This window comes from Kitasatospora sp. NBC_00458 (genome assembly GCF_036013975.1).
Classification (GTDB): Bacteria; Actinomycetota; Actinomycetes; order Streptomycetales; family Streptomycetaceae; genus Kitasatospora.
This window is the reverse complement of record NZ_CP107904.1, coordinates 2,572,048-2,597,855: the sequence shown is the minus strand read 5'-3', so window position 1 is coordinate 2,597,855 and position 25,808 is coordinate 2,572,048. Positions and strand designations below refer to the sequence as shown.

The following is a 25,808-nucleotide window of genomic DNA, read 5'->3' as shown; positions in this document are numbered from 1 at the left end:
CGCCCTTCGGCGGATAGCCTCTCCGCCGTGCCGAAACCCGATCAAACCACCGTGAGCCCGCCCCGCCCCGCCCGGACGGGGGCCAGGCCGCTCGCCGAGATCGCCCGACTGCTGGGTCTCGACCCCGTCGAGGGACCCGAGGTCACCGGCGTCACCCACAACGCCCGGGAGGTCCGCCCCGGCGACCTGTACGTGGCGTTCCCCGGCGCCAACCACCACGGCGCGTCGTTCAGCGGGCAGGCCGCCGGCGCCGGCGCGGTGGCGGTGCTCACCGACCCGGCCGGTGCCGAGCTCGCGGCCGGCGCGGGACTCCCGCTGCTGGTCGTCGAGCGGCCGCGGGCCCGGATGGGCGAGCTGGCCGCCGCCGTCTACGACCGGCCCTCCGAGCGGCTGCTGATGATCGGGCTGACCGGCACCAACGGCAAGACCACCACCTCCTACCTGGTCGAGGGCGGCCTGCTCGGCGCCGGGCGCAGCCCCGGGGTGATCGGCACCGTCGAGATGCGGGTCGGCACCGAGCGGATCAAGAGCGAGCGGACCACCCCCGAGGCCACCGACCTGCACGCGATCCTCGCCGTGATGGGCGAGCGCGGCGCGGACGCGGTGACCATGGAGGTCTCCAGCCACGCGCTGGTGTACGGCCGCACCGACGGCGTGGTCTACGACGTCGCGCTGTTCAACAACCTCACCCCCGAGCACCTCGACTTCCACCCGGACATGGAGGACTACTTCCAGGCGAAGGCCCGGCTCTTCCAGCCCGGCAAGTCGCGGGCCGGGGTGGCCAACCTGGACGACGCGTACGGCCGCCGGCTGGCCGCCGAGGCGAAGATCCCGGTCTCCACCTTCTCCGCCACCGGCGCCCCCGAGGCGGACTGGCGGGCGGTGGACGTCCAGCTCGGACCGGTCGGCTCGACGTTCCGGGTCCTGGGCCCCGACGGCGCCGAGGCGGACGCGTCCGTCCCGCTGCCCGGCCCGTTCAACGTCGCCAACGCGCTGGCCGCGATCGCGGTGCTGGTCACCGCCGGCCTCCCGCTCGACCGGGCCGTGGCCGGCATCGCCGCCGTGCCCGGCGTGCCCGGCCGGCTGGAGCGGGTCGACGCGGGCCAGCCGTACGTCGCGGTGGTCGACTACGCGCACAAGCCGGACGCCCTGGAGGCCGTCCTCGGCTCGCTGCGCGAGGTCACCAAGGGCCGGCTGCACGTGGTGATCGGCTGCGGCGGCGACCGCGACCCGCACAAGCGCGCCCCGATGGGCGGCATCGCCGCCCGGCTCGCCGACACCGCCCTGCTGACCAGCGACAACCCGCGCAGCGAGGACCCGCTGGCGATCCTCGCCACCATGCTCGCCGGCGCCGCCGCGGTGCCCGAGGCCGATCGCGGCGCCGTCCTGGTCGTCCCCGACCGGGCCGAGGCGATCCAGCTGGCCATCGCCCACGCCCGGGCCGGCGACACCGTGCTGGTGGCCGGCAAGGGCCACGAGCTCGGCCAGTACGTACGAGACGAGATCCGCCCCTTCGACGACCGGGAGGTGCTGCGCGAGGCCATCGGACAGGACGCCGTCGCGCGGACCACGGCCGCCCGGGGCACCGGAGGAGTAGAGCAGCCGTGATCGCACTGACCCTCGCCGAGGTGGCCGCAGCAGTCGGCGGCACCCTGGCCGGAGCCGACCCCGACGTCCTGGTGACCGCCCCGGTCGAGGTCGACTCCCGCAAGGTCCTCCCCGGCGGCCTCTTCGCGGCCTTCGTCGGCGAGAACGTGGACGGCCACGACTACGCGGCCACCGCGATGGCGGCCGGCGCGGTCGCCGTGCTGGCGTCCCGCCCGGTCGACGGCCCCGCCGTCCGGGTCGACAGCGTGGTGGACGCGCTCGGCAAGCTGGCCCGCGCGGTCGTCGGCCGCGCCGACGCCACCGTGGTCGCGCTCACCGGCTCGGCCGGCAAGACCAGCACCAAGGACCTGATCGCCCAGCTGCTCCAGCGCCTCGGCGACACCGTCTACCCGCCCGGCTCGCTCAACAACGAGATCGGCCACCCGATGACCGCGCTGCGGGTCGAGGACGCCACCCGGCACCTGGTGCTGGAGATGGGCGCCCGGCACAAGGGCGACATCGAGTACCTCACCTCGATCACCCCGCCCCGGATCGGCGTGGTGCTGAACGTCGGCACCGCGCACGTCGGCGAGTTCGGCTCGCAGGAGGCGATCGCCGAGGCCAAGGGCGAACTGGTCGAGGCACTGCCGGCCGACGGCGTGGCGGTCCTCAACGCCGACGACCGGTTGGTACGCGCAATGGCCGCGCGCACCAAGGCCCGGGTGGTGTTCTTCGGCGAGTCCCCGGACGCCGGGGTGCGCGCACAGGACGTTCGCCTGGACGCCACCGGACGTCCATCCTTCACGTTGATCACCCCGGCCGGTTCCGCACCGGTGCAGCTGCGCCTGTACGGTGAGCACCACGTCTCGAACGCCCTCGCCGCCGCAGCGGTGGCGACGGAGCTCGGGATGACCGTCGACGACACCGCCGAAGCACTGAACGAGGCGGGTGCGCTGTCCCGCTGGCGCATGGAGGTCGTCGACCGGGCCGATGGTGTCACCGTCGTGAACGACGCCTACAACGCGAACCCCGACTCGATGCGGGCCGCGCTGCGGGCGCTGGTCTCGATGGGGGGCCGCGGCCCGGAGCGCCGCCGCACCTGGGCGGTGCTCGGCGAGATGCGGGAGCTCGGCGAGGACAGCCTGGCCGAGCACGACGCCATCGGGCGGCTCGCCGTCCGGCTGGACGTCACCAAGCTGGTGGCGGTCGGCGGACGCGAGGCGGCCTGCATGGAACTGGGCGCTAGGAACGAAGGTTCGTGGGGTGAGGAGTCGGTGCTGGTGTCCGACGCGGACGCGGCGGTCGAACTGCTGCGCAGTCAGCTGCGGCCGGGGGATGTGGTGCTGGTGAAGGCGTCCCGGTCGGTGGGGCTCGAAAAGGTGGCCGAGGCAATCCTCGCGGACGGTGCGGCCCGCTGATGAAGCAGATCCTCTTCTCCGGCATGATCGGCCTGGTCCTGTCGCTGCTCGGCACGCCGGCCCTCATCAAGCTGCTCGCCCGGCAGGGCTACGGCCAGTACATCCGCGACGACGGCCCCAAGGCGCACCACAGCAAGAAGGGCACGCCCACCATGGGCGGCATCGCCTTCATCCTGGCGACGCTGGTGGCCTACTTCGCGACCAAGGCGATAACGGGCGAGTCCCCGACCGCCTCCGGACTGCTGGTGCTGTTCCTGACGGCCGGTCTCGGGCTGGTCGGCTTCCTCGACGACTACATCAAGGTCGTCAAGCGCCGTTCGCTGGGCCTGCGGGCCAAGGCGAAGCTGGCCGGGCAGTCGATCGTCGGCCTGGTCTTCGCCGTCCTGGCGCTGCAGTTCCCCGACGCCGCCGACCGCACCCCGGCCTCCCAGCACCTCTCGTTCGTCCGCGACTTCGAGTGGTCGATCGGCCCGGTGCTGTTCGTCATCTTCGCGTACTTCCTGATCGCCGCGACCTCGAACGGCGTGAACCTGACGGACGGTCTGGACGGCCTGGCCACCGGCGCATCGGTGATGGCCTTCGGCGCCTACACCTTCATCGGCGTCTGGGAGTACGGCCAGAGCTGCGCCTACGCCGTCTCGGCCACCTCCAACTGCTACGAGGTCCGCGACCCGCTGGACCTCGCGGTGGTCGCCGCCGCCCTCATGGGCTCCTGCTTCGGCTTCCTCTGGTGGAACACCTCGCCCGCCAAGATCTTCATGGGCGACACCGGCTCGCTGGCCCTCGGCGGCGCGATGGCCGGTCTGGCGATCTGCTCGCGCACCGAGATCCTGCTGGTCCTGCTGGGCGGCCTCTTCGTGATCATCACCCTCTCGGTGATCATCCAGGTCGGCTCGTTCCGGATGACCGGCAAGCGCGTCTTCAAGATGGCCCCGCTGCAGCACCACTTCGAACTCAAGGGCTGGAGCGAGGTCCTGGTCGTGGTCCGGTTCTGGATCATCCAGGGCCTCTGCGTGGCCGTCGGCCTCGGCCTCTTCTACGCGGGATGGGTGACCGGATGACCACCCCCGAGTGGACCGGACTGCCGGTCGCGGTCGCCGGTCTCGGTGTCTCCGGCATCAGCGCCGCCCGGGTCCTGCACGGCCTCGGCGCCCGCGTCACCGTGGTGGACGGCGGGAGCGGCGAGGGCCTGAAGGCCCGCGCCGCCGAGCTGGAGGCCCAGGGCGTGACCGTCCGCCTCGGCGACGGCGACAGCCTGCCCGACGGCACCCGGCTGGTCGTCACCTCGCCCGGCTGGCCGCCGAGCAGCCCGCTCTTCGCGGCCGCCGCGGCGGCCGGCGTGGAGGTCTGGGGCGACGTCGAGCTGGCCTGGCGGCTGCGCCGCCCGCTGCCCGCCACCGGCGAACCCGCCCCCTGGCTGGCCGTCACCGGCACCAACGGCAAGACCACCACCGTCCAGATGCTCGCCTCGATCCTCACCGCCGCCGGCCGGCGCACCGCCGCCGTCGGCAACGTGGGGGTCTCGGTGCTGGACGCGGTGCTCGCCGAGGAGCCGTACGACGTGCTCGCCGTCGAGCTCTCCAGCTACCAGCTGCACTGGGCGCCCTCGCTGCGCCCGTACTCGGCGGCCGTGCTCAACCTGGCCCCCGACCACCTCGACTGGCACGGCTCGATGGAGGCGTACGCCGCCGACAAGGGCCGGATCTACGAGGGCAACGTCGTCGCGTGCGTCTACAACCTGGCCGACCCGGCCACCGAGGCGCTGGTCCGCGAGGCCGACGTCGAGGAGGGCTGCCGGGCGGTCGGCTTCGGCCTCGGCTCGCCCGGCCCGTCGGACTTCGGCCTGGTCGACGGCCTGCTGGTGGACCGCGCCTTCGTGGCGGACCGGGCGAAGAACGCCGCCGAGCTGGGTTCCGTCGAGGACGTCAACCCGCCGGCCCCGCACAACATCGCCAACGCCCTGGCCGCCGCCGCGCTGGCCCGGTCCTACGGGGTCGACCCGAAGGCCGTCCGGGAGGGCCTGCGCGCCTTCCGGCCGGACGCCCACCGGATCGCCGAGGTCGGCGTCGTCGACGGCGTGACGTACATCGACGACTCCAAGGCGACCAACACCCACGCCGCCGCGGCCTCGCTCTCCGCCTACCGCCCGATCGTCTGGATCGCCGGCGGCCTGGCCAAGGGGGCGGCCTTCGACGACCTGGTGCAGGGCGCGTCCGAGCGGCTGCGCGCCGCCGTGCTGATCGGTGAGGACCGCGCGCTGATCCGGGAGGCGCTGGCGCGACACGCGCCGGATGTCCCGGTGATCGAGGCGGCCGAGGGCCAGACTGGCGCGGTGGCGATGGCCGAGGTGGTCCGCGCGGCCGCCTCACTCGCCCGAACGGGTGACACGGTGCTGCTGGCCCCGGCCTGCGCCTCGATGGACATGTTCACCAACTACGGCGAGCGCGGCGACCTCTTCGCGGCGGCCGTGCGGGAGCTGGCGGACTCGTAGGACGGGTCCGACGAGGCGCGCACCCGGGTCCGGACGGGTCCCGCCCCGCGCGCCCGAGGGCCGCGCCGGATCGGAGCGGCCCGGGGACGGGCGAGGCGTGGAGGGAGAGCGGGACGGGTGGGCGGCGGTCAGGGCAGGGCGGGGGATCCGGGCGCACCGGAGGGCGGGGCGACCGATCCCTGGCGGGTGATCTCGGCCACCACCACCGCCTACAAGTCCGCCGGCCCGCTGGCCCGCGTACAGGCCTTCCGGGCCCGCCTGCGGTACACCCTGGACCGGCCGCTCACGCCGTACCTGCTGATCGCCGGCACGGCGCTGCTGCTGGTGGGGCTCGGGCTGATGATGGTGTTCTCCGCCTCGCAGATCCTCGCCCTGGGCCAGCACCGTTCGACCCAGTTCTACTTCTTCAAACAGCTGGTCGGGGTGCTGCTCGGCTTCGCGCTGCTGGTCGGGTTCGCCCTGGTTCCGGTGGCGGTGCTGCGGGTGATCGTCTACCCGGTGATGCTCGGGGTGATCGGGGCGCTCGTCCTGGTCGCCATCCCCGGCGTCGGCGTGGAGGTCAACGGCAACCGGAACTGGCTGGATTTCGGCGTGTTCCAGTTCCAGCCCTCCGAGTTCGCCAAGCTGGCCCTGGTGCTGTGGGGCGCCGACCTGCTGGCGCGGAAGCAGAAGAACGGCACCCTCGACCAGTGGAAGCACCTGCTGGTCCCGCTGGTCCCCGGTGCGCTGCTGCTGCTCGCGCTGATCATGCTCGGCGGCGACATGGGCACCGCGATGATCCTGGTGGCCATGCTGTTCGGCCTGCTCTGGATGGTCGGCGCGCCGCTTCGGCTGTTCGTGGCCACCCTCGGCGTGGCGGTGGTGGTCTGCACCGCCCTGGTGGTCACCGTCCCGCACCGCGCCGAGCGGCTCTCCTGCATCGGCGTGACCAAGCTCGACCCGGCCGGCGCCTGCTTCCAGGCCCTGCACGGCGTCTACTCGTTCGGCCTCGGCGGCCTCTTCGGCTCCGGCCTCGGCGCCGGCGTCGAGAAGTGGGGCCAGCTCCCGGAGGCGCACACCGACTTCATCTTCGCCACGACCGGCGAGGAACTGGGACTGGTGGGGACGCTGTCGGTGATCGGTCTCTTCGCGGCACTAGGCTACGCGGGTATCCGTGTGGCCATCGGCACGAAGGATCCCTTCGTCAGGTACGCCGCGGGAGCCGCCATCACCTGGATCATGGCTCAGGCCGTGATCAACCTGGGGTCGGCGCTGGGACTGCTGCCCATCGCGGGCGTCCCGCTCCCGCTGTTCTCCTACGGCGGTTCCGCCATGCTGTCGGCCATGTCCGCGATCGGGGTGCTGCTCTGCCTGGCACGCAGCAGCTCGGGAGCGAAGGCGGCCCTGGCCGCCCGGAGCAAGAACTCCCGGATCAGGAGACAGCTGGCCCGGGTGCTGCCACGACGACGAACCACAGCGCGCCCGGCCCCGGTGCCGGCACGCAGGGAGCGGTGAATTTCGGTGCATGTCGTACTCGCCGGCGGGGGGACCGCCGGTCACATCGAGCCGGCCATGGCCCTCGCGGACGCCCTCCGCAGGCATGACCCGTCCGTCGGGATCACCGCCCTCGGGACCGAGCGCGGCCTGGAGACCCGGCTGGTACCCGAGCGCGGCTACCAGCTGGAGCTGATCCCGGCCGTCCCGCTGCCCCGCAAGCCCACGCCCGAGCTGATCACCGTCCCGGGCCGGCTGCGCGGCACCGTCCGGGCCGCCCAGGAGATCATCGAGCGGGTCAAGGCGGACGCGGTGGTCGGCTTCGGCGGCTACGTCGCGATGCCCGCCTACCTGGCCGCCAAACGGGCCGGTGTGCCGATCGTGGTGCACGAGGCCAACGCCCGGCCCGGCCTGGCCAACAAGATCGGCGCGCGCTACAGCGACTTCGTCGCGGTCTCCACGCCGGACAGCAAGCTCCGCGACTCCCGGTACATCGGCATCCCGCTGCGCCGGACCATCGCCACCCTGGACCGCAACGCGTCCCGGCCCGAGGCCCGGCACTACTTCGGCCTCGACCAGCGGCTGCCCACCCTGCTGGTCTCGGGCGGCTCGCAGGGCGCGCGCCGGCTCAACGAGACGGTCGCGGCGATCGCCCCGCGCCTCCAGCAGTACGGCGTCCAGATCCTGCACGCCGTCGGCCCCAAGAACGAGCTGCCGCAGGTGGACGACATCCCCGGGATGCCGCCGTACCGCGCGCTGCCGTACCTGGACCGGATGGACCTCGCGTACGCGGCCGCCGACCTGATGCTCTGCCGGGCGGGCGCGATGACGGTGGCCGAGCTGGCGGCCGTGGGCCTGCCCGCCGCCTTCGTCCCGCTGCCGATCGGCAACGGCGAGCAGCGGCTGAACGCCCAGCCGATGGTGAAGGCCGGCGGCGGGCTGCTGGTCGACGACGCCGAGCTGAACCCGGACTGGGTGCTGCAGAACGTGCTGCCGGTGCTCACCGACCCGCAGAAGCTCTGGGACATGAGCCGGGCCGCCGCCGAGTTCGGCCGCCGGGACGCGGACGAGCTGCTGGTCGGCATGGTCTACGAGGCCATCGAGGCAGCCAGGGGCGGCCGCCGTCGTGGCTGACGCCCGGCTCGCCGAGCCGCCCCCGGCCGGCGGCCGGGGGCACCCGCACGACGAGGACCTGGGGGACGAGGAGTACGCCCCGCGGCTGCGGCTCTCCCGGCGCGGGGTGGTGGTGCTGGGTTCGTTCGGCGCCGCGGTGCTGGGCGTGCTGGCCTGGCTGGTCTTCTTCTCCTCGGTCCTCGACGTGCGCAGCGTCTCGGTGCAGGGCGTGCAGGACGACAGGCTGACGGCCGACCAGGTCCGCTCGGCGATCGGCGGGGTCGGTTCCGGCCCGCTGGCCCGGGTGGACCTGGAGGACGTCCGGCGGCAGGTGGAGGCGATCCCGCGGGTGGCCGGCGCCGAGGTCTGGCGGGGCTGGCCGCACACCCTGCGGGTGAAGATCACCCAGCGCACGGCGGTCGCCGCGGTGAAGGGCGAGGACGGCCGCTTCACCCAGGTCGACGCCGGGGGCGTGAGCTTCGCCACCGAGCCGGCCGCCCCGGAGGGCGTCCCGGTGGTGGAGCTCAGGCTCAGTCAGCCGGCCAGGGACGCGGAGTCGGTGATCGGGCCGGCGCAGTTGGTGAACGGTGCGGTGACGGTGGCCGCGGGCCTGCCGACCGAGGTCCGGCAGCGGGCCGGGGCGGTTCTGGTGCATTCGTACGACGACATCCAGTTGCAGCTCAGCGGGGGTGTGACGGTCCGCTGGGGGAGTCCGGAGCAGACCGATCGGAAATCCCGCGTGCTGGTGGCGCTGCTGGGTCAGAAGGGTACGAACTTCGACGTGAGTGCGCCGGACGCGCCGGCGGTGTCCGGATGATCCGGTAGGTTTTCCGCACAAGGGTGCGCGCGGAGCGCGTCGCCGAAAGAGCGGCGGCGGGTGACGGGCGGGGTTGACGCGGTTTCGTGTCGGCCCGACCCTTGGTGGTCACCCCGGTTTCATCCGCCGGTTGATGATCACATAGGCTCAAAAGAAAAAGGGAAGCTCGGCGTGTTCGTTGAAACACGTGGCCGGAGCCACCTAGTGTCCTGTGTCACCAGCCTGTGTTCCCTGGTGATGTGACAGAGGCACAGCACTAACCCTAAAGGTCAAGTTTAGGGTTGGGGTCGGCGGTCGGCATTTCGGACATTGCGTCAGAAACCAGGCTCCCTACCCATCGACATCCGTCGGAACGACCCCCACCGGCGTCGTACCGACCCGGAAATTCGAGGCGAGAGGCCTTCGACGTGGCAGCACCGCAGAACTACCTCGCAGTCATCAAGGTCGTCGGAATCGGCGGCGGTGGTGTCAACGCCATCAACCGGATGATCGAGGTCGGTCTCAAGGGCGTCGAGTTCATCGCGATCAACACCGATGCGCAGGCCCTCCTCATGAGCGACGCCGACGTCAAGCTCGATGTGGGCCGTGAACTCACCCGGGGCCTCGGCGCCGGCGCCAACCCCGAGGTCGGCCGCAAGGCCGCCGAGGACCACCGCGAGGAGATCGAGGAGGTCCTCAAGGGGGCCGACATGGTCTTCGTCACCGCCGGCGAGGGCGGCGGCACCGGCACCGGCGGCGCCCCCGTGGTCGCCAACATCGCCCGCTCGCTGGGCGCGCTCACCATCGGCGTGGTCACCCGCCCGTTCACCTTCGAGGGCCGGCGTCGCGCCAACCAGGCCGAGGACGGCATCGCCAGCCTCCGCGAAGAGGTCGACACCCTCATCGTGATCCCCAACGACCGGCTGCTGTCCATCTCGGACCGCCAGGTCAGCGTGCTGGACGCGTTCCGCTCCGCCGACCAGGTGCTGCTCTCCGGCGTCCAGGGCATCACCGACCTGATCACCACCCCCGGTCTGATCAACCTCGACTTCGCCGACGTCAAGTCCGTCATGTCCGAGGCCGGTTCGGCGCTCATGGGCATCGGCTCGGCCCGCGGCGAGGACCGCGCCAAGGCCGCCGCCGTGATGGCGATCTCCTCCCCGCTGCTGGAGGCCTCGATCGACGGCGCCCGCGGCGTGCTGCTCTCCATCTCGGGCGGCTCCGACCTCGGCCTGTTCGAGATCAACGAGTCCGCCCAGCTGGTCAGCGAGGCGGCGCACCCCGAGGCCAACATCATCTTCGGCGCGGTCATCGACGACGCGCTCGGCGACGAGGTCCGGGTCACCGTCATCGCGGCCGGCTTCGACGGCGGCCAGCCGCCGGCCATCGTCCGCGACCCGGTGGTCAAGGCGAGCGCGACCCCGTCCGGCTCGTCGGCCTCGTCCGCCGGCAGCGCCCCCGAGCGCCCGGCCGGCCGGCCCGCGTACGGCGGCATCGGCTCGGTGACGTCCCGTCCGGAGGGTGAGGGCTCGGCTCCGGTCCGTCCCGCGGAGGCCCCGGCCACCGCGACGGCCGCCCCGGTTCCGCCGCAGGTGCAGCCGGCCCGCCAGCCGTACGTGGAGAGCCCGGCGGAGGAGCTCGACGTCCCGGACTTCCTTAAGTGATCGATCGCGTCGTACGCGATGGTGCTCACTTCGCCTTCACCACCCGGTGGGGCGGGGTGAGCACTTCGCCGTACGGGGAGTTGAACCTCGGCGGTGCGGTGGGGGACGACCCGGCGGCCGTCCGGGAGAACCGGGCGGTTGCGGCCCGTTCGCTGGGCCTGGACCCGGCCGACGTGGTCTGGATGAACCAGGTGCACGGCGCGGACGTGGCGGTGGTGACGGGGCGCCAGCCGGAGGGCGAGGCCCCCGCGGTGGACGCGGTGGTCAGCGACCGGCCGCTGGCGCTGGCGGTCCTGACCGCGGACTGCACCCCGGTGCTGCTGGCCGACCCGGTGGCGGGTGTGGTCGGGGCGGCCCACGCGGGCCGGCCGGGACTCGCGGCCGGAGTGGTGCCCGCGGTGGTGCGGGCGATGCTGGAGCTGGGCGCCGAGCCCGGGCGGATCACCGCGGCGACCGGTCCCGCGGTCTGCGGCCGCTGTTACGAGGTGCCCGCGCAGTTGCGCGCGGAGGTCGCGGAGCGGGTGCCCGCCGCGTACGCCGAGACCTCGTGGGGAACCCCGGCACTGGACGTGCCGAACGGAGTGGCGGCCCAATTGGCTGCTGCGGGAGTCACCGAGTTGGTGCGATCATCTGTCTGCACCCTCGAATCCGCCGATCACTACTCCTATCGTCGCGAGCAGCGCACGGGCCGGCTCGCGAGCTACGTCTGGTTGGGCTCTGATCTCTGATGACGAACGACATCTACGGACCGTTCCCGGGAAGCACCGCCGGTTTCCCCGACGCGAGCTGGTCGGCGGCGCTGACGGAGGGGCAACGCGCCCGGTACGAACAGCTGGGGACCAACCTGGAGGTCGTCGAGCGGCGGATCGCCGACGCCTGCGCCGCGGCCGGACGGGCCCGCGGGGAGGTCCGGCTGATCGTGGTCACCAAGACCTACCCGGCCGAGGACACCGCACTGCTGGCCGGACTGGGCGTCACCGACGTCGCCGAGAACCGCGACCAGGACGCGGCGCCCAAGGCGGAGCAGTGCAGAAACCTTCCACTCGACTGGCACTTCGTCGGCCAGCTCCAGACCAACAAGGTCCGCTCGGTCGTCCGGTACGCGAACCACGTGCACTCGGTGGACCGGCTCAGGCTGGTGGAGTCGCTGGGTGCGGCGGTGCTCAAGGGGGACCGGCCCGAGCTGGGCTGCCTGGTGCAGGTCGCCCTGGACAAGGAGGACGGCGAGGGCGGGCACCGCGCCGGGGTCGCCCCGGCGGACGTCCCGGCGATGGCGGACGCCATCGCCGACACGCCCGGCCTGCGGCTGGACGGTGTGATGACGGTCGCCCCGCTCGCCGGACCGCTGGCCGGGGACCCGGCCCGCGCCTTCGATCGGCTGGCGGAAATCGCAAGCGCCGTACGGACGGCCCATCCTGCTGCCACCATGGTCTCCGCAGGGATGAGCGGCGATCTGGAGCAGGCCATTGCCGCCGGAGCGACACACGTGCGCGTCGGAACGGCGGTACTCGGAGTGCGGTCACCCCTCAGGTAACGTCACCGGGTAGTAGATCAGACTGCAGGACAAAATAGGACAGAAGCTAGCAGCTTATCTGAGCGCTAGCCAACCGTGGATCGCAGCTCCGCGGCCCTCATCCACGATTTCTGACCGGCCGTCGGCCTGACGGAACGTCGTGGGCGGACCGCGGAATCCGCAGGCGGGGTCGTACGGCCCGGCCGCCGGGACGGAGCCGGTCCACCACAAGCGGAGGAGACAGGAGCATGGCCGGCGCAATGCGCAAGATGGCGGTCTACCTCGGCCTCGTGGAGGACGAGACGTACGACGGTCAGGGGTACGACCCCGACGACGACTACGACGCGGACCCCGAGCCGATTCGGACCGGACGGACCGAGGACATCCCGCGGCCGGCCGCCGCGACCCCCGCTCCGGTCCCCTCGATCGCGCCGCAGCCGGTGCCGGCCGCGGTCCCGATCCGCCAGGAGACTCCGAGGATGGCCCCAGTGTCGTCCATCACACCCGAACGCCGCCACAACCTGGAGAAGAGCGCCCCGGTGATCATGCCCAAGGTAGTGAACGAACGAGAGCCCTACCGCATCACCACGCTGCACCCGAGGACCTACAACGAGGCCCGTACCATCGGGGAACAGTTCCGTGGCGGCACCCCTGTGATCATGAATCTCACCGAGATGGACGACACCGATGCCAAGCGGCTCGTAGACTTCGCCGCTGGACTCGTCTTCGGTCTGCACGGCAGTATCGAGCGCGTGACGCAGAAGGTGTTCCTCCTGTCTCCTGCTAACGTCGATGTCACGGCGGAGGACAAGGCTCGGATCGCCGAGGGTGGGTTCTTCAACCAGAGCTGACCCGGCCACGACTTTACGTGTGGATCTGATCGACAGTGAGTTAGCGACAGGCGAGCGGCCCCAAGGCCGAAGAACCGGGGAGAGGGAAGCGCGATGGAGATCGTGTGGGCGGTGCTCTATTACGCACTGACCGTCTTCCTGGTGTTCCTGCTCGTGCGGCTGGTGATGGACTGGGTCTTCCAGTTCGCGCGTTCGTGGCGGCCCGGCAAGGCCATGGTCCTGGTCCTGGAGGCCACGTACACTGTCACGGATCCGCCGCTCAAGCTTCTGCGGCGGTTCATTCCGCCGCTGCGTCTCGGGGGCGTGGCGCTCGACCTGTCCTTCTTCGTACTGATGATCATTGTGTATGTCCTGATCTCGCTTGTGCGGCCCTAGTCGTAGGTGAGCGATGCGACAGGATGCCGGTGTGCCGACGATCACGTTGAGGTGAAGAGATGCCATTGACCCCCGAGGACGTTCGGAACAAGCAGTTCACGACCGTCCGCCTGCGCGAAGGCTATGACGAGGACGAGGTCGATGCCTTCCTCGACGAGGTCGAGGCGGAGCTGACCCGACTTCTCCGCGAGAACGAGGACCTGCGCGCCAAGCTGGCCGCCGCGACCCGTGCCGCCGCGCAGAACCAGGCCAACATGCGCAAGGAGCCGCCGCAGGACGCGCGCTCCGGCGCCCCGGTGCCGGCCGCCATATCCGGCCCGCCGGTCCCCGGCCAGCAGGGCGGCCCCGGCGGCCCGCAGCAGATGGGTGGCCCCGGCGGTCAGCAGCAGCAGATGGGTGGCCCGCAGCAGCAGCAGATGGGCAACCAGCCGCTCGGCCTGCCGTCCGGTGCCCCGCAGCTCCCCTCCGGCCAGGGCGGCCCGATGGGCCCCGGCGGCCCGCAGCAGCAGCAGCAGATGGGCCAGACCATGGGCGGCCAGCAGCAGCTGGTCCAGCCGATGGGCGGTCAGATGCTCCAGCCGATGGGCGGCCCCGGCGGCCCGCAGGGCATGGGCAACCCCATGGGCCAGGGCATGGGCCAGCAGCAGATGCAGCAGATGGGCGGCCCCATGGGCGGCCCGCAGCAGATGGGCGGCCCGATGGGCGCCCCGATGCAGCAGCAGCAGAGCCCCGGTGGCGACAGCGCCGCCCGTGTTCTGGCGCTCGCCCAGCAGACCGCCGACCAGGCGATCTCGGAGGCCCGTTCCGAGGCCAACAAGATCGTCGGCGAGGCGCGCAGCCGGGCCGAGGGCCTGGAGCGGGACGCCCGCGCCAAGGCCGACGCGCTGGAGCGGGACGCGCAGGAGAAGCACCGCGTCGCGATGGGCTCGCTGGAGTCCGCCCGTGCCACGCTGGAGCGCAAGGTCGAGGACCTGCGGGCGTTCGAGCGTGAGTACCGCACGCGTCTGAAGTCGTACCTGGAGACCCAGCTGCGCCAGCTGGAGTCCCAGGCGGACGACTCGCTCGCTCCGCCGCGGATCCCGGCCACCGCGTCGCTGCCGCCGGCCGCGTCGTCGATGGCCCCGGCCGGTGCGGGTGCGATGAGCCCGTCGCCGAGCTTCGGTGGCAGCCAGCCGTCCTTCGGCGGGAACCAGCCCTCCTTCGGCGGGCAGGGCTCGTTCGGCGGGAACTCCGGCGCGCCGAGCTTCGGCGGGCAGGCCTCGGGCGGCAACTCGGGTGCCCCGCAGATGCAGCCGGCCGGGATGACCCAGCCGATGGCGGCCGTCCGTCCGCAGCCTCCGCAGCCGATGCAGCAGGCGCCGGCGCCGATGCGCGGGTTCCTGATCGACGAGGACGGCGACAACTAGGCGGCAGCCGAACGTCAGCAGCGCCCCCGCCGTGACCTCCGGGCCACGGCGGGGGCGTTCTGCTTTCCGTAGGACCGCTTTCCGCTGTTCCGCGTGCCGCGGCCGGACGTGCGCGGAGCCGGGGGGAGGGGCGGGGGAACGACGGAGCCGCCGCCACCCCGGGCGGGGTGACGGCGGCTCCGGGCGGTCCGGTCAGGCCTTCCGGAGCTGGAAGACGAGGCCGAGCGAGTCGTCCGAGAAGGAGTCCGACTGCCAGTCGGCGGCGCCGGCGGCGAAGTCGGTGGCGAGGACCTCCTCGGCGACGAGGGCGCCGTGCTCGGCGATCGCCTCGGCGGTCTCGTCGTCGGTGGCGCGCCAGCGCAGGACGATCCGGTCGGCGACGTCCAGACCGGAGTTCTTGCGGGCCTCCTGGATCTGGCGGATCGCGTCACGGGCGATGCCGAGGCGCTTCAGCTCGGGGGTGATCGCCAGGTCGAGGGCGACGGTGGCGCCGGACTCGTTGGCGACGGCCCAGCCCTCCCGCGGCGTCTCGGTGATGATCACCTCGTCGGGGGAGAGCGCGACGGTCTCGCCGTTCAGCTCGACCGAGGTGGTGCCCCCGGCGCGCAGCTCGGCGGCGAGCACGGCGGCGTCGGCGGCGGCGACCGCCTTGGCGACGTCCTGCACGCCCTTGCCGAAGCGCTTGCCCAGCGCGCGGAAGTTGGCCTTGGCGGTGGTGTCGACCAGCGAACCCCCGACCCCGGCCAGCGACTCCAGGGTCGCGACGTTGAGCTCCTCCGCGATCTGCGCCCGCAGGTCGGCGGGCAGCTCCTCCCAGCCCTGGGCGGCGACCAGCGCGCGGGAGAGCGGCTGACGGGTCTTCACGCCGGACTCGGCGCGGGTCGCCCGGCCCAGCTCCACCAGGCGGCGGACCAGCGCCATGTGGCGGGACAGGTCGGCGTCGACCAGCGACTCGTCCGCCTCCGGCCAGGTGGCCAGGTGGACCGAGGCCGGGGCGTCCGGGACGACCGGGACCACCAGGTCCTGCCAGACCTGCTCGGTGATGAACGGGGTGAGCGGGGCCATCAGGCGGGTGACCGTCTCCAGCGCCTCGTGCAGGGTGGCGAGCGCGGCGGCGTCGCCCTGCCAGAAGCGGCGGCGCCCGCGGCGCACGTACCAGTTGGAGAGGTCGTCGACGAAGCCGGAGAGCAGCTTGCCGGCGCGCTGGGTGTCGTACGCCTGGAAGGCCGCGTCGACCTCCCGGACCAGGGTGTTGAGCTCGGAGAGCACCCAGCGGTCCAGCTGCGGGCGGTCGGCCGGGGCCGGGTCGCTCGCGGACGGGGCCCAGCCGGAGGTGCGGGCGTACAGGGCCTGGAAGGCGACGGTGTTCCAGTAGGTGAGGAGGGTCTTGCGGACCACCTCCTGGATGGTGCCGTGGCCGACCCGGCGGGCCGACCAGGGCGAGCCGCCGGCGGCCATGAACCAGCGGACGGCGTCGGCGCCGTGCTGGTCCATCAGCGGGATCGGCTGCAGGATGTTGCCCAGGTGCTTGGACATCTTGCGGCCGTCCTCGGCCAGGATGTGGCCCAGGCAGACGACGTTCTCGTACGCGCTCTTGTCGAACACCAGGGTGCCGACCGCCATCAGCGTGTAGAACCAGCCGCGGGTCTGGTCGATCGCCTCGGAGATGAACTGCGCCGGGTAGCGCTGCTCGAACAGCTCCTTGTTCTGGTACGGGTACCCGTACTGGGCGAACGGCATCGAGCCCGAGTCGTACCAGGCGTCGATCACCTCGGGCACCCGGGTCGAGGTGCCGCCGCAGTCACGGCAGGCGAAGGTGACCTCGTCGATGTACGGGCGGTGCGGGTCGAGGCCGCTCTGGTCGGTGCCGGTCAGCTCGGAGAGCTCGGCCAGCGAGCCGACGCAGGTGAGGTGGCCCTCCTCGCAGCGCCAGATCGGCAGCGGGGTGCCCCAGTAGCGGTTGCGGCTGAGCGCCCAGTCGATGTTGTTGTTCAGCCAGTCGCCGAAGCGGCCGTGCTTCACGTTCTCCGGGTACCAGTTGGTGGCCTCGTTCTCGCGGACCAGGGCGTCCTTGACGGCGGTGGTCCGGATGTACCAGGACGGCTGCGCGTAGTAGAGCAGCGCGGTGTGGCAGCGCCAGCAGTGCGGGTAGCTGTGCTCGTACGGGAGGTGGCGGAAGAGGAGGCCGCGCTCCTTCAGATCGGCGACCAGCGCCTCGTCGGCCTTCTTGAAGAACTGGCCGCCCACCAGGGGGACCTCGGGGGCGAAGGTGCCGTCGGCCAGCACCGGGTTGACCACCGGCAGGCCGTAGCGGCGGCAGGTGGCGAGGTCGTCCGCGCCGAAGGCGGGCGACTGGTGGACGATGCCGGTGCCGTCCTCGGTGGTGACGTAGTCGGCGTTGAGGACGTAGTGCGCGTCCTCGATCTCGACCAGGTCGAACGGGCGGCGGTAGGCCCAGCGCTCCATCTCGGCGCCGGTGAAGGACTCGCCGGTCGGCTCCCAACCCTCGCCGAGGGCCTTGGCCAGCAGCGGCTCGGCGACCACCAACTGCTCGGTGCCGTCGGTGGCCACCACGTAGGTGACCTCGGGGTGGACGGCGGCGGCGGTGTTGGAGACCAGGGTCCACGGGGTGGTGGTCCAGACCAGCAGGGCGGCGCGGCCGGCCAGCGGGCCGCTGGTCAGCGGGAAGCGGACGAAGACCGAGGGGTCGACGACGGTCTCGTAGCCCTGTGCCAGCTCGTGGTCGGAGAGGCCGGTGCCGCAGCGCGGGCACCAGGGGGCGACCCGGTGGTCCTGGACCAGCAGGCCCTTGTCGAAGATCTGCTTGAGCGACCACCAGACGGACTGCACGTAGGACGGGTCCATGGTGCGGTAGGCCTGGTCCAGGTCGACCCAGTAGCCCATGCGGGTGGTGAGCTCGGTGAAGGCGTCGGTGTGGCGGGTCACCGACTCGCGGCACTTCGCGTTGAACTCGGCGATCCCGTACGCCTCGATGTCCTGCTTGCCGGAGAAGCCCAGCTCCTTCTCGACGGCCAGCTCGACCGGGAGGCCGTGACAGTCCCAGCCGGCCTTGCGGGCGACGTGGTAGCCCTTCATCGTCCGGTAGCGGGGGAAGACGTCCTTGAAGACGCGGGCCTCGATGTGGTGGGCCCCGGGCATGCCGTTGGCGGTGGGCGGGCCCTCGTAGAAGACCCACTCGGGGCGGCCCTCGGACTGCTCCAGGCTGCGCTGGAAGACCTTGTTGTCCTGCCAGAAGGACAGGATCCGGTGTTCGAGGGCGGGCAGGTCGACCTGGGCGGGGACGGAATTGTAGGTACTCATCGCGGGCGTCTACCTCCGGCGGATGCGTGGACGGGATCCGACGGAGGGACGAGACGGCATGCCGCCCCGCGGTACCACCCTCCTTGGCCGCGGTACTGCGTGCGGCCCTCTTGTTTGGGCTTGCTGCCGGGTCTACCGGGCCGGTGCGACGGGAATCGCGGGCCTTTCTTCCGGCGGCTCCGGGGTGATCTTCGCGCCGTGCACACCCCCGGGCTCGCACCGTCCCCGGGTCGCTGGTGGCTGCGTACTGCGGTACTCGTCCCCATCTGCGCCTTGCAGGCTCAGTGTATCGGCCCGGCGCAAGTCGTTTCGGGCCCGCCGGCCGGGGCCGGGCGGGAGGCGCCCGGGGGGCCTGCCTCGGGGCCTGTCGCGGGGCCGGGCGGGGGCCGGGGCGGAGGGGCTCCGGCGGCGGCCGGGAGCACGGCTTCCGGTACGGCGTCCGGGGGCGGTTAGGCGGGGGTGTACGGGGCACAACTCTGGTCGGCGCATGGGCGTGGCGCCTGTGACGGCTGCCCGGGTGGGATCATTGTGAGGCGTCGGTATGTCATGTTGTGACCGTTTTTGATCGGGATTATCGTTCCGGCACTGGAGGCCGCCGGGAACCGGCGGCTCGATTCGTTCGTAGATGGGGTCGAAGCCATGGCTGAGAAGGCAACCGGCGCGGGTACCGCCACCAAGCGGACACGCAAGGCCGTGGCAGGCGATCCAGGGGAGGGGACCGTGACCACTACCGCACGGCGAAAGAACACCACCGAAACCGCTCTCGTGGCCCCCGGCCGCACCCGCACCCCGGCCCAGAACGGGGCCGTCCGGGCCGGCGGCGGCGCCGAGTCGGTCGATCCGGCGGAGCTGCCGGTGCGCCCCGGCGAGGACCCGTGGACCTCGGAGGAGGTGCACGAGCTGCACGCCGAGCTGATCAGCGAGCTGGAGCGGCTGCAGCACGAGATCGACGCGGCCGAGGCCGCCATCACCGGCCTGATGCGCGACTCCAACGACGGCGCCGGCGACGACCAGGTGGACGCCGGCACGAAGAACATCTCCCGGGAGAGCGAGCTCGCGCTGGCCAACAACGCCCGGGACAGCCTCGCCCAGACCGAGCACGCGCTGGTCCGACTGGAGGGCGTCGGCTTCGGGACCTGCGAGTCCTGCGGCCAGGCCATCGGCAAGGCGAGGATGCAGGCCTTCCCGCGGGCGACGCTCTGCGTCCAGTGCAAGGCCAAGCAGGAACGCCGCTGACCGGGGCGACGCGGGGGGTCGGGCTTGCCGTAGGCTCGACCCCGTAACGTCGCCTGATCTGTCGGATGGTCGGGCGTTCCCCGGCCCACCCACGTCACGGCAGCGGAGCGGATCATCAGTACGCAAGGTTCCCCCCAGACGCGGGACGAGTCCGTCCCGACGCCCGCCGAAGCCGTGGCGGTGACCGTGACCGAGCCCGGCGCGACCGGCGGCCCCGCCACCGGTTCCACGGCGGTCGGCGTCGCCGCGGTCGGCCCCGCCCCGGCGGGTGCCACCGCCCTGGGCGGCGCGGAACCGGATCGGGACGCGCCGAAGGGGCGCCGGCGGATCGGCGTGCTGCTGGTGGTCGCGCTGCTCGCCTTCCTGATCGACTTCGGCAGCAAGCTGCTGGTCGTGGCCCGGCTGGAGAACCACGCGGCGATCAAGGTGATCGGTGACGTGGTGACCTTCCAGGTGATCCGCAACTCCGGCGCCGCCTTCGGCATGGGGCAGGCGCTCACCGTCGTCTTCACCATGATCGCCTCGGCCGTCATCGTGGTGATCTGGCGGATCGCCCGCCGGCTGTACAGCCTGCCCTGGGCGATCGCGCTCGGGCTGCTGCTCGGCGGGGCGCTCGGCAACCTCACCGACCGGTTGTTCCGCTCGCCCGGCGTCTTCCGCGGGCACGTGGTGGACTTCATCTCCGTCCAGCACTTCGCGGTCTTCAACCTCGCCGACTCGGCGATCGTCTGCGGCGGCATCCTGGTCGTCCTGCTCTCCTTCCGGGGCAGCAACCCCGACGGCACCGTCCACCAGCAGGCGGAGAAGGGGAGCAAGGGGGACCCGGCCGAGTAGGGCCGGGAGCCGACTGCGCAAGGGGCGGGCCCCGCGTCCGGCATACTCGTACGGGTGAGTACCGCAGCGCAGATCCGCAGCCTCCCCGTACCCGACGGCCTCGAAGGCGAGCGTCTCGACGCCGCCCTCGCCCGGATGTTCGGCTTCTCCCGGACGAAGGCCGCCGAGTTGGCCGCCGACGGGAAGGTGACGCTCGACGGTGCCGTGGCCGGCAAGTCGGACCGGGTCACCGCCGGTTCCTGGCTTGAGGTCGAGATCCCCGCCCCCGCCGCCCCCGTGCAGATCGTCGCCGAGCACGTCGAGGGCATGCGGATCGTCCACGACGACGAGGACATCGTGCTCGTCGACAAGCCGGTCGGGGTCGCCGCGCACCCCAGCCCGGGCTGGACCGGCCCCACCGTGATCGGCGGCCTCGCCGCGGCCGGCTACCGGATCTCCACCTCGGGCGCGGCCGAGCGCCAGGGCGTCGTGCACCGGCTCGACGTCGGCACCTCCGGACTGATGGTCGTCGCCAAGTCCGAGCGCGCCTACACCGACCTCAAGCGGCAGTTCCACGACCGGATCACCGAGAAGAAGTACCACACGCTGGTCCAGGGGCACCCGGACCCGCTGAGCGGCACCGTCGACGCCCCGATCGGGCGCCACCCCAGCTCCGACTGGAAGTGGGCGGTCACCCGCGAGGGCAAGCCCTCCGTCACGCACTACGACCTGATCGAGGCGTACCGGGCCGCCTCGCTGATGGACATCAAGCTGGAGACCGGGCGCACCCACCAGATCCGCGTCCACATGTCCGCGCTGCGCCACCCCTGCGTCGGCGACCTCACCTACGGCGCCGACCCGACGCTCGCCAAGCGGCTCGGGCTCACCCGGCAGTGGCTGCACGCGGTCTCGCTCGGCTTCGAGCACCCGGCGGACGGCGAGTGGGTGCAGTTCTCCAGTGAGTACCCGGCCGACCTGCGGAAGGCCCTCGACATCATCTCGTCCGAGAGCTGAGGCGGCCGGCGTGAGCACGTTCGCGACGGGGATCCGCACCGCCGAGGGGGAGGACGACCTCGCGCTGGTCCGGGACGTCCGGCGGGAGGTGTTCGTCGAGGAGCAGGGCGTGCCGGAGGAGCTGGAGTACGACGAGCTCGACGCCACCTCGGAGCACCTGCTGGCGGTCGGTCCGGCGGGGGAGCCGCTCGGGACGGCCCGGCTCATCTTCGGCGAGCAGGCGCTCGAACTGACCGGCGGGACCGAGGGCCGGGTGCTGCTCGGCCGGCTCGCGGTGGTCAGGGCCGCCCGGGGCACCGGGCTCGGCGCGGAGCTGGTCCGGGCGGTGGAGGCCGCCGGACGCGGCCGCGGGGCGCGTGAGGTCGAGCTGCACGCGCAGGTGCAGGCGCTGGGGTTCTACGAGCGGCTCGGGTACGTGGCCGAGGGCGGGGTCTACGACGACGCCGGGATCCCGCACCGGACGATGACGCGGGTGCTGTGACGACGACGCGGGTGCGGTAGGGGCGCTGTCCCGCTGCTGCCCCGCGCTGTGCGGCGTGACCCGGGCGGGCCTGCTTCGGCGGGCCCGCCCGTGCGTGTTCCCTGCGGGCCCGGTCGGTCCGTCCCGGTCCGTCCGGTTCGTCAGGCCTCGCCGGTGCGCAGCCGGGGGAGCGCCTCGGGGTGGTGGTCGCGGAGGTAGCCGACCAGCTGCTCGCGGACGTCGAAGCGGAGCTGGGCCGCGTCGTCCGGCGTGCGGGCGGTCATGGTGGCCCGCACCAGCATCGTGCTCGGGGTGGTGTCGACGACCTGGAGCGCCCACTCGGCGCCGTCCCAGAGCGGGTTCTCCGCCAGCCGGTCGTGCAGGGCGGTGCGGAGCAGGTCGACGGGGGTCGCGTGGTCGAGGTGGAGGAGCACCGAGGCCAGCAGGCCCGGGTCGCGGCGGGTCCAGTTCTCGAACGGCTTGCTGACGAAGTACGAGACCGGGACGACCAGCCGGCGGTAGTCCCAGAGCCGGACCACCAGGTAGGTGAGGGTGATCTCCTCGACCGTTCCCTGCTGGCCCTCCACCACCACGGTGTCGCCGATCCGGACGGTGTCGCCGAAGGCGATCTGCAGGCCGGCGAAGAAGTTGCCGAGGGCGGACTGGGCGGCGATGCCGGCCACGATGCCGATGATCCCGGCCGAGGCGAGCAGGCTCGCGCCGACGGTGCGCATCGCCGAGAAGGTCAGCAGCATCACGGCGACGGTCACCACCACGATCACCGCGCTGACCACCCGGCGGAGCACGCTGATCTGGGTGTGCACCCGCTGCATCCGCGCCGGGTCGTCGGCGACCGTCTCGTAGCGGCTGAGCACCGCCTCCAGCAGCGCCGCCACCACCCGGACGGTGAGCCAGCCGAGCGAGGCCAGCAGGAGCAGCAGCACCAGGTGGTGCGGGGCTTCGTCGGGTACGTGGAGGATCCGCTCCAGCGGCCGGGCGATCAGCAGCAGCGCGGAGACCACGACGAGCTGCAGCGGCACCCGGCAGCGCCGGAGCAGCGGCCAGACCGGGGCGTCGGGGTGGCGGGCGGCGGCGCGCTGGAGGGCCTGGTCGACGAGCCAGCCGGTCACCAGGGTGGCGACGACGGCGGCGAGCAGGGTGATCAGCGGCCGGAGCACGGGCACCTCGTCGGTCGGTGGGAGGGTGGTGCGTACGATACCCGGGCATAGCGGGGTGAATCGGCCTCCCGGGTCGGGCGGGGCCGGGGCCGGGTCGGGGTCGGGTCGGGGCGGTCTTATCAGCCGCCTACGGCGGCGGCGACTACGATCACGGACCATGGAGTTCGGTGGGGCGTGGCGCCGGTGGCGCGGTCGCGGTACGGCGGCCGGACGGAGACTGCTGGCCGGTGCGGTGGCCCTGGTGGTGGTGGCCGGGGTGGGTACGGCGGTGGCCGTGGCGGCCGGCGGAGAGCAGGCGGTCCGTCAGGAGGATCGTTTCCTCGCGATGCCCGAGACGCCCGGCAGCCACCAGGTGGTCCAGCTGGACACCTCCTTCTTCACGACCGGGGACGGCCCGCGCCCGGCCGTCCTGCTCGGCCACGGCTTCGGCGGCTCCAAGGAGGGCGAGCGGGAACGCGCCGAGCAGCTGGCCCGACAGGGGTACGCGGTGCTCACCTGGTCGGCGCGCGGCTTCGGACGCTCCGGCGGCAAGATCGGGCTGAACGCGCCCGACCGCGAGGTCGAGGACGTCAGGCACCTGGTCGACTGGCTGGCCCAGCGGCCCGAGGTGCGCCTCGACGGCCCCGGCGACCCCCGGGTGGGCGTCACCGGCGCCTCCTACGGCGGGGCGGTCGCGCTGCTCGGCTCGGCGTACGACGACCGGATCGACGCGGTGGCCAGCCAGATCACCTGGTGGAACCTGGCCGACGCGCTGTTCCCGCAGGGCGTGCAGGGCTCCGGCGCGATCGACGGGGTGTTCAAGAAGCTGTGGGCCGGGATCTTCTTCACCACCGGTTCGGCGGGCGACCTCGGTCCGTCCGGCGGTGCGGCCCGGCCGTCGGTGGCGCCGGAGGGGGCCGGGCAGGTCGGCTGCGGACGGTTCCTCGACGAGCTCTGCCGGATGTACGACCGGGTGGCCACCGCCGGGCACGCCGACCCGGAGGCGGTCGCACTGCTCGACCGGTCCAGTCCGTCCTCGGTCGCGGACCGGCTGAAGGTGCCCACGCTGGTCGTCCAGGGGCAGCAGGACTCGCTGTTCCCGCTCGACCAGGGCGACGCCATCGCCCGGGCGGTGGCGGCCAACGGCGCGCCCGTCGCGGTGGACTGGTTCGCGGGCGGGCACGACGGGGCGACCGACACCAGCGAGCGGGTGGACGCCCGGGTGGCCGCCTGGTTCGACCGGTACCTGAAGGGCGAGGCGCCCCCGAAGGACGGCGGTTCGAAGGACGGCGCCCCGAAGGCCGGTGCGCCGGGCGAAGGCGGCGGCACCGGCGCGGCGTTCCGGGTGACCCGGACCGGCGGGGTCGACTCCACCGGCTTCCAGCCCGTCCTGCGCGGCGCGACGGCCGACGCCTACCCCGGGCTCGACGGCACCGGCTCCCGGCAGTACCGGCTGACCGGGCCCTCGGCCGACGGCGAGCAGGCCTTCGCCAACCCGCCGGGCGGCGCCCCGCCCAACATCTCCGCGCTGCCGGGCATCGGCGCGCTGAGCCAGGCCGCCGCCCTCGGCGCCTCGGTCTCCCTGGACTTCCCCGGCCAGTTCGCCGCCTTCGAGTCCGAACCGCTCGACGCCTCGGTCCACCTCACCGGCCGTCCCACGGTGCCGGTCAGGGTCCGGGCCGACCGGCCGGACGCGGTGCTCTTCGCCAAGCTGTACGACGTCGCCCCGGACGGCAGGCAGACCCTGCCGCAGCAGCTGTCCGCCCCGCTCCGGGTGACCGGTGCGGACGGCCCCGACGGGCGGACCGTCACCGTGGCGCTGCCCACCGTCGACCACACCTTCGACACCGGCCACCGGCTCCGACTGGTGCTCGCCTCGACCGACCTGGCGTACGCCTCGCCCGCCGAACCGGCCACCTACCGCGCCGCCGTCACCGGACCGCTGACCCTGCCCGTCGTCGACGGACTGGTCACCGAGGCCGCGCCGCTGCCCTCGCGGACCTGGGTGCTGCCGCTGGTCGCCGTCGCGGTGGCCGCCGCCGTCCTGCTGCTGCCCCGGCTGCGGCGCCGGGCCCGCGCCGAACGGGGCGCGGCGTACGACCCGGCGCTGGGCGGGGTGCCGCTGCAGATCACCGGGCTGAGCAAGCGCTACAAGGGCGCCGCCGACCGGTACGCGGTGAAGGACCTGGGCTTCCGGGTGGAGCAGGGCCAGGTGCTCGGCCTGCTCGGCCCCAACGGTGCCGGCAAGACCACCACCCTGCGGATGCTGATGGGCCTGATCCGGCCGGACGCCGGCGAGATCAGGATCTTCGGCCACCTGGTCCGGCCCGGCGCACCGGTGCTCTCCCGGGTCGGCGCCTTCGTCGAGGGCGCGGGCTTCCTGCCGCACCTCACCGGGCGGGCCAACCTGCGGCTCTACTGGCAGGCCACCGGGCGGCCGGAGGCCGACGCGCACCTCGACGAGGCGCTGGCCATCGCCGCGCTCGGCGAGGCGCTGGACCGGGCGGTGCGCACCTACTCGCAGGGCATGCGGCAGCGGCTCGCCATCGCCCAGGCGATGCTGGGCCTGCCCGACCTGCTGATCCTGGACGAACCGACCAACGGGCTCGACCCGCCGCAGATCCGCGAGATGCGCGAGGTGATGATCAGGTACGCCGCCGCCGGGCGGACCGTCATCGTCTCCAGCCACCTGCTGGCCGAGGTCGAGCAGAGCTGCACCGACCTGGTGGTCATGGACCGCGGCCGGCTGGTCACCACCGGCGCCGTCGCGGAGATCGTCGGCGGTGGCGAGCAGCTGCTGGTCGGCACCGACGCGTCGTTCGGGGCGTCGGAGCTGGCGGCGGCGGCCGGGAAGGTGGCCGGGCTGGCCGGGGTCGGCTCGGCGGAGGCGGTCGAGGGCGGGCTGCTCGTCCGGCTGGACGGCATGGCGGCCAGCCAGCTGCTGGCCGAGCTGGTGCGGCTCGGGGTGCCGGTGGAGTCGGCCGGGCCGCAGCGCCGCCTGGAGGACGCGTTCCTGTCGCTGATCGGAGGTGCGGCGTGAACGCCGTGGTGTCTTCTGGGGTGTCGCCGGACGGGGTGCCGCCGGGCGGTTCCTCAGCGGGTGGTTCCTCGCCGGGCGGT

The 25,808-nt window shown here is 72.9% G+C and carries 20 protein-coding genes; 18 read left to right on the top strand and 2 right to left on the bottom strand.

What is annotated here, in order from left to right:
• Window positions 1–27 precede the first annotated feature (27 nt).
• The 13 genes from OG550_RS10170 to OG550_RS10110 all read left to right on the top strand — a co-directional run bounded on the left by OG550_RS10170 (window position 28) and on the right by OG550_RS10110 (window position 14,687).
• Window positions 28–1,608 (top strand): UDP-N-acetylmuramoyl-L-alanyl-D-glutamate--2,6-diaminopimelate ligase, encoded by a 1,581-nt coding sequence (locus OG550_RS10170; RefSeq protein WP_442905970.1) that lies wholly within the window; start codon window positions 28–30, stop codon window positions 1,606–1,608.
• Window positions 1,605–3,005 carry a UDP-N-acetylmuramoyl-tripeptide--D-alanyl-D-alanine ligase gene (locus OG550_RS10165; RefSeq protein WP_327676365.1) on the top strand — a complete coding sequence of 467 codons (1,401 nt, stop codon included), beginning with the start codon at window positions 1,605–1,607 and terminating at the stop codon, window positions 3,003–3,005. The genes OG550_RS10170 and OG550_RS10165 overlap by 4 nt, the downstream gene beginning before the upstream one ends.
• The gene (mraY, locus tag OG550_RS10160; RefSeq protein WP_327676364.1) at window positions 3,005–4,066 is read left to right on the top strand and encodes a phospho-N-acetylmuramoyl-pentapeptide-transferase; all 1,062 of its coding nucleotides are present in this window, start codon (window positions 3,005–3,007) and stop codon (window positions 4,064–4,066) included. Before OG550_RS10165 ends, mraY begins: the two co-directional genes overlap by 1 nt.
• Window positions 4,063–5,496 carry a UDP-N-acetylmuramoyl-L-alanine--D-glutamate ligase gene (gene murD, locus OG550_RS10155; protein WP_327676363.1) on the top strand — a complete coding sequence of 478 codons (1,434 nt, stop codon included), beginning with the start codon at window positions 4,063–4,065 and terminating at the stop codon, window positions 5,494–5,496. Before mraY ends, murD begins: the two co-directional genes overlap by 4 nt.
• Window positions 5,497–5,682: 186 nt before the next feature.
• Window positions 5,683–6,990 (top strand): putative lipid II flippase FtsW, encoded by a 1,308-nt coding sequence (gene ftsW, locus OG550_RS10150; RefSeq protein ID WP_442906143.1) that lies wholly within the window; start codon window positions 5,683–5,685, stop codon window positions 6,988–6,990.
• 6 nt (window positions 6,991–6,996) lie between these two features.
• Complete coding sequence (gene murG, locus OG550_RS10145; RefSeq protein ID WP_327676362.1) at window positions 6,997–8,103, top strand: undecaprenyldiphospho-muramoylpentapeptide beta-N-acetylglucosaminyltransferase; 1,107 nt, start codon at window positions 6,997–6,999, stop codon at window positions 8,101–8,103.
• On the top strand, window positions 8,096–8,899 hold the full coding sequence (locus OG550_RS10140) for a cell division protein FtsQ/DivIB (protein ID WP_327676361.1): 804 nt from the start codon (window positions 8,096–8,098) through the stop codon (window positions 8,897–8,899). The genes murG and OG550_RS10140 overlap by 8 nt, the downstream gene beginning before the upstream one ends.
• Window positions 8,900–9,306: 407 nt before the next feature.
• On the top strand, window positions 9,307–10,542 hold the full coding sequence (ftsZ, locus tag OG550_RS10135) for a cell division protein FtsZ (protein ID WP_327676360.1): 1,236 nt from the start codon (window positions 9,307–9,309) through the stop codon (window positions 10,540–10,542).
• Window positions 10,539–11,270 (top strand): peptidoglycan editing factor PgeF, encoded by a 732-nt coding sequence (pgeF, locus tag OG550_RS10130; RefSeq protein WP_327676359.1) that lies wholly within the window; start codon window positions 10,539–10,541, stop codon window positions 11,268–11,270. Before ftsZ ends, pgeF begins: the two co-directional genes overlap by 4 nt.
• On the top strand, window positions 11,270–12,076 hold the full coding sequence (locus OG550_RS10125; RefSeq protein WP_327676358.1) for a YggS family pyridoxal phosphate-dependent enzyme: 807 nt from the start codon (window positions 11,270–11,272) through the stop codon (window positions 12,074–12,076). The genes pgeF and OG550_RS10125 overlap by 1 nt, the downstream gene beginning before the upstream one ends.
• Before the next feature lie 227 nt (window positions 12,077–12,303).
• Window positions 12,304–12,906, top strand: a complete 603-nt coding sequence (locus OG550_RS10120) for a cell division protein SepF (RefSeq protein ID WP_327676357.1) — start codon at window positions 12,304–12,306, stop codon at window positions 12,904–12,906.
• Between the two features lie 93 nt (window positions 12,907–12,999).
• On the top strand, window positions 13,000–13,281 hold the full coding sequence (locus OG550_RS10115) for a YggT family protein (RefSeq protein WP_030301231.1): 282 nt from the start codon (window positions 13,000–13,002) through the stop codon (window positions 13,279–13,281).
• Window positions 13,282–13,340: 59 nt separating this feature from the next.
• Window positions 13,341–14,687: a DivIVA domain-containing protein gene (locus OG550_RS10110; RefSeq protein WP_327676356.1), complete on the top strand. Its 1,347-nt coding sequence runs from the start codon at window positions 13,341–13,343 to the stop codon at window positions 14,685–14,687.
• 192 nt (window positions 14,688–14,879) lie between these two features.
• Here the strand turns inward: OG550_RS10110 and ileS are convergent, their stop codons facing one another.
• Window positions 14,880–18,008 (bottom strand): isoleucine--tRNA ligase, encoded by a 3,129-nt coding sequence (gene ileS / locus OG550_RS10105; protein WP_327676355.1) that lies wholly within the window; start codon window positions 18,006–18,008, stop codon window positions 14,880–14,882.
• A 720-nt stretch (window positions 18,009–18,728) separates the two neighbouring features.
• Between ileS and OG550_RS10100 the strand changes: the two genes are divergently transcribed.
• The 4 genes from OG550_RS10100 (at window position 18,729) to OG550_RS10085 (ending at window position 21,552) form a co-directional block, all read left to right on the top strand.
• On the top strand, window positions 18,729–19,244 hold the full coding sequence (locus OG550_RS10100; protein WP_327676354.1) for a TraR/DksA family transcriptional regulator: 516 nt from the start codon (window positions 18,729–18,731) through the stop codon (window positions 19,242–19,244).
• Between the two features lie 111 nt (window positions 19,245–19,355).
• The gene (gene lspA / locus OG550_RS10095) at window positions 19,356–20,078 is read left to right on the top strand and encodes a signal peptidase II (RefSeq protein ID WP_442906142.1); all 723 of its coding nucleotides are present in this window, start codon (window positions 19,356–19,358) and stop codon (window positions 20,076–20,078) included.
• 54 nt (window positions 20,079–20,132) lie between these two features.
• On the top strand, window positions 20,133–21,071 hold the full coding sequence (locus tag OG550_RS10090; protein ID WP_327676353.1) for an RluA family pseudouridine synthase: 939 nt from the start codon (window positions 20,133–20,135) through the stop codon (window positions 21,069–21,071).
• A 10-nt stretch (window positions 21,072–21,081) separates the two neighbouring features.
• Complete coding sequence (locus tag OG550_RS10085; RefSeq protein WP_442905969.1) at window positions 21,082–21,552, top strand: GNAT family N-acetyltransferase; 471 nt, start codon at window positions 21,082–21,084, stop codon at window positions 21,550–21,552.
• 140 nt (window positions 21,553–21,692) lie between these two features.
• On the opposite strand, the gene OG550_RS10080 is transcribed toward OG550_RS10085, so the two are convergent.
• Window positions 21,693–22,709 (bottom strand): mechanosensitive ion channel family protein, encoded by a 1,017-nt coding sequence (locus OG550_RS10080; protein WP_327676352.1) that lies wholly within the window; start codon window positions 22,707–22,709, stop codon window positions 21,693–21,695.
• A 157-nt stretch (window positions 22,710–22,866) separates the two neighbouring features.
• On the opposite strand from OG550_RS10080, the gene OG550_RS10075 reads away from it, so the two are divergent.
• Entirely contained in the window at window positions 22,867–25,728 is a 2,862-nt protein-coding gene (locus OG550_RS10075) for an alpha/beta fold hydrolase (RefSeq protein WP_327676351.1), read from the top strand.
• Window positions 25,729–25,808: the final 80 nt, after the last annotated feature.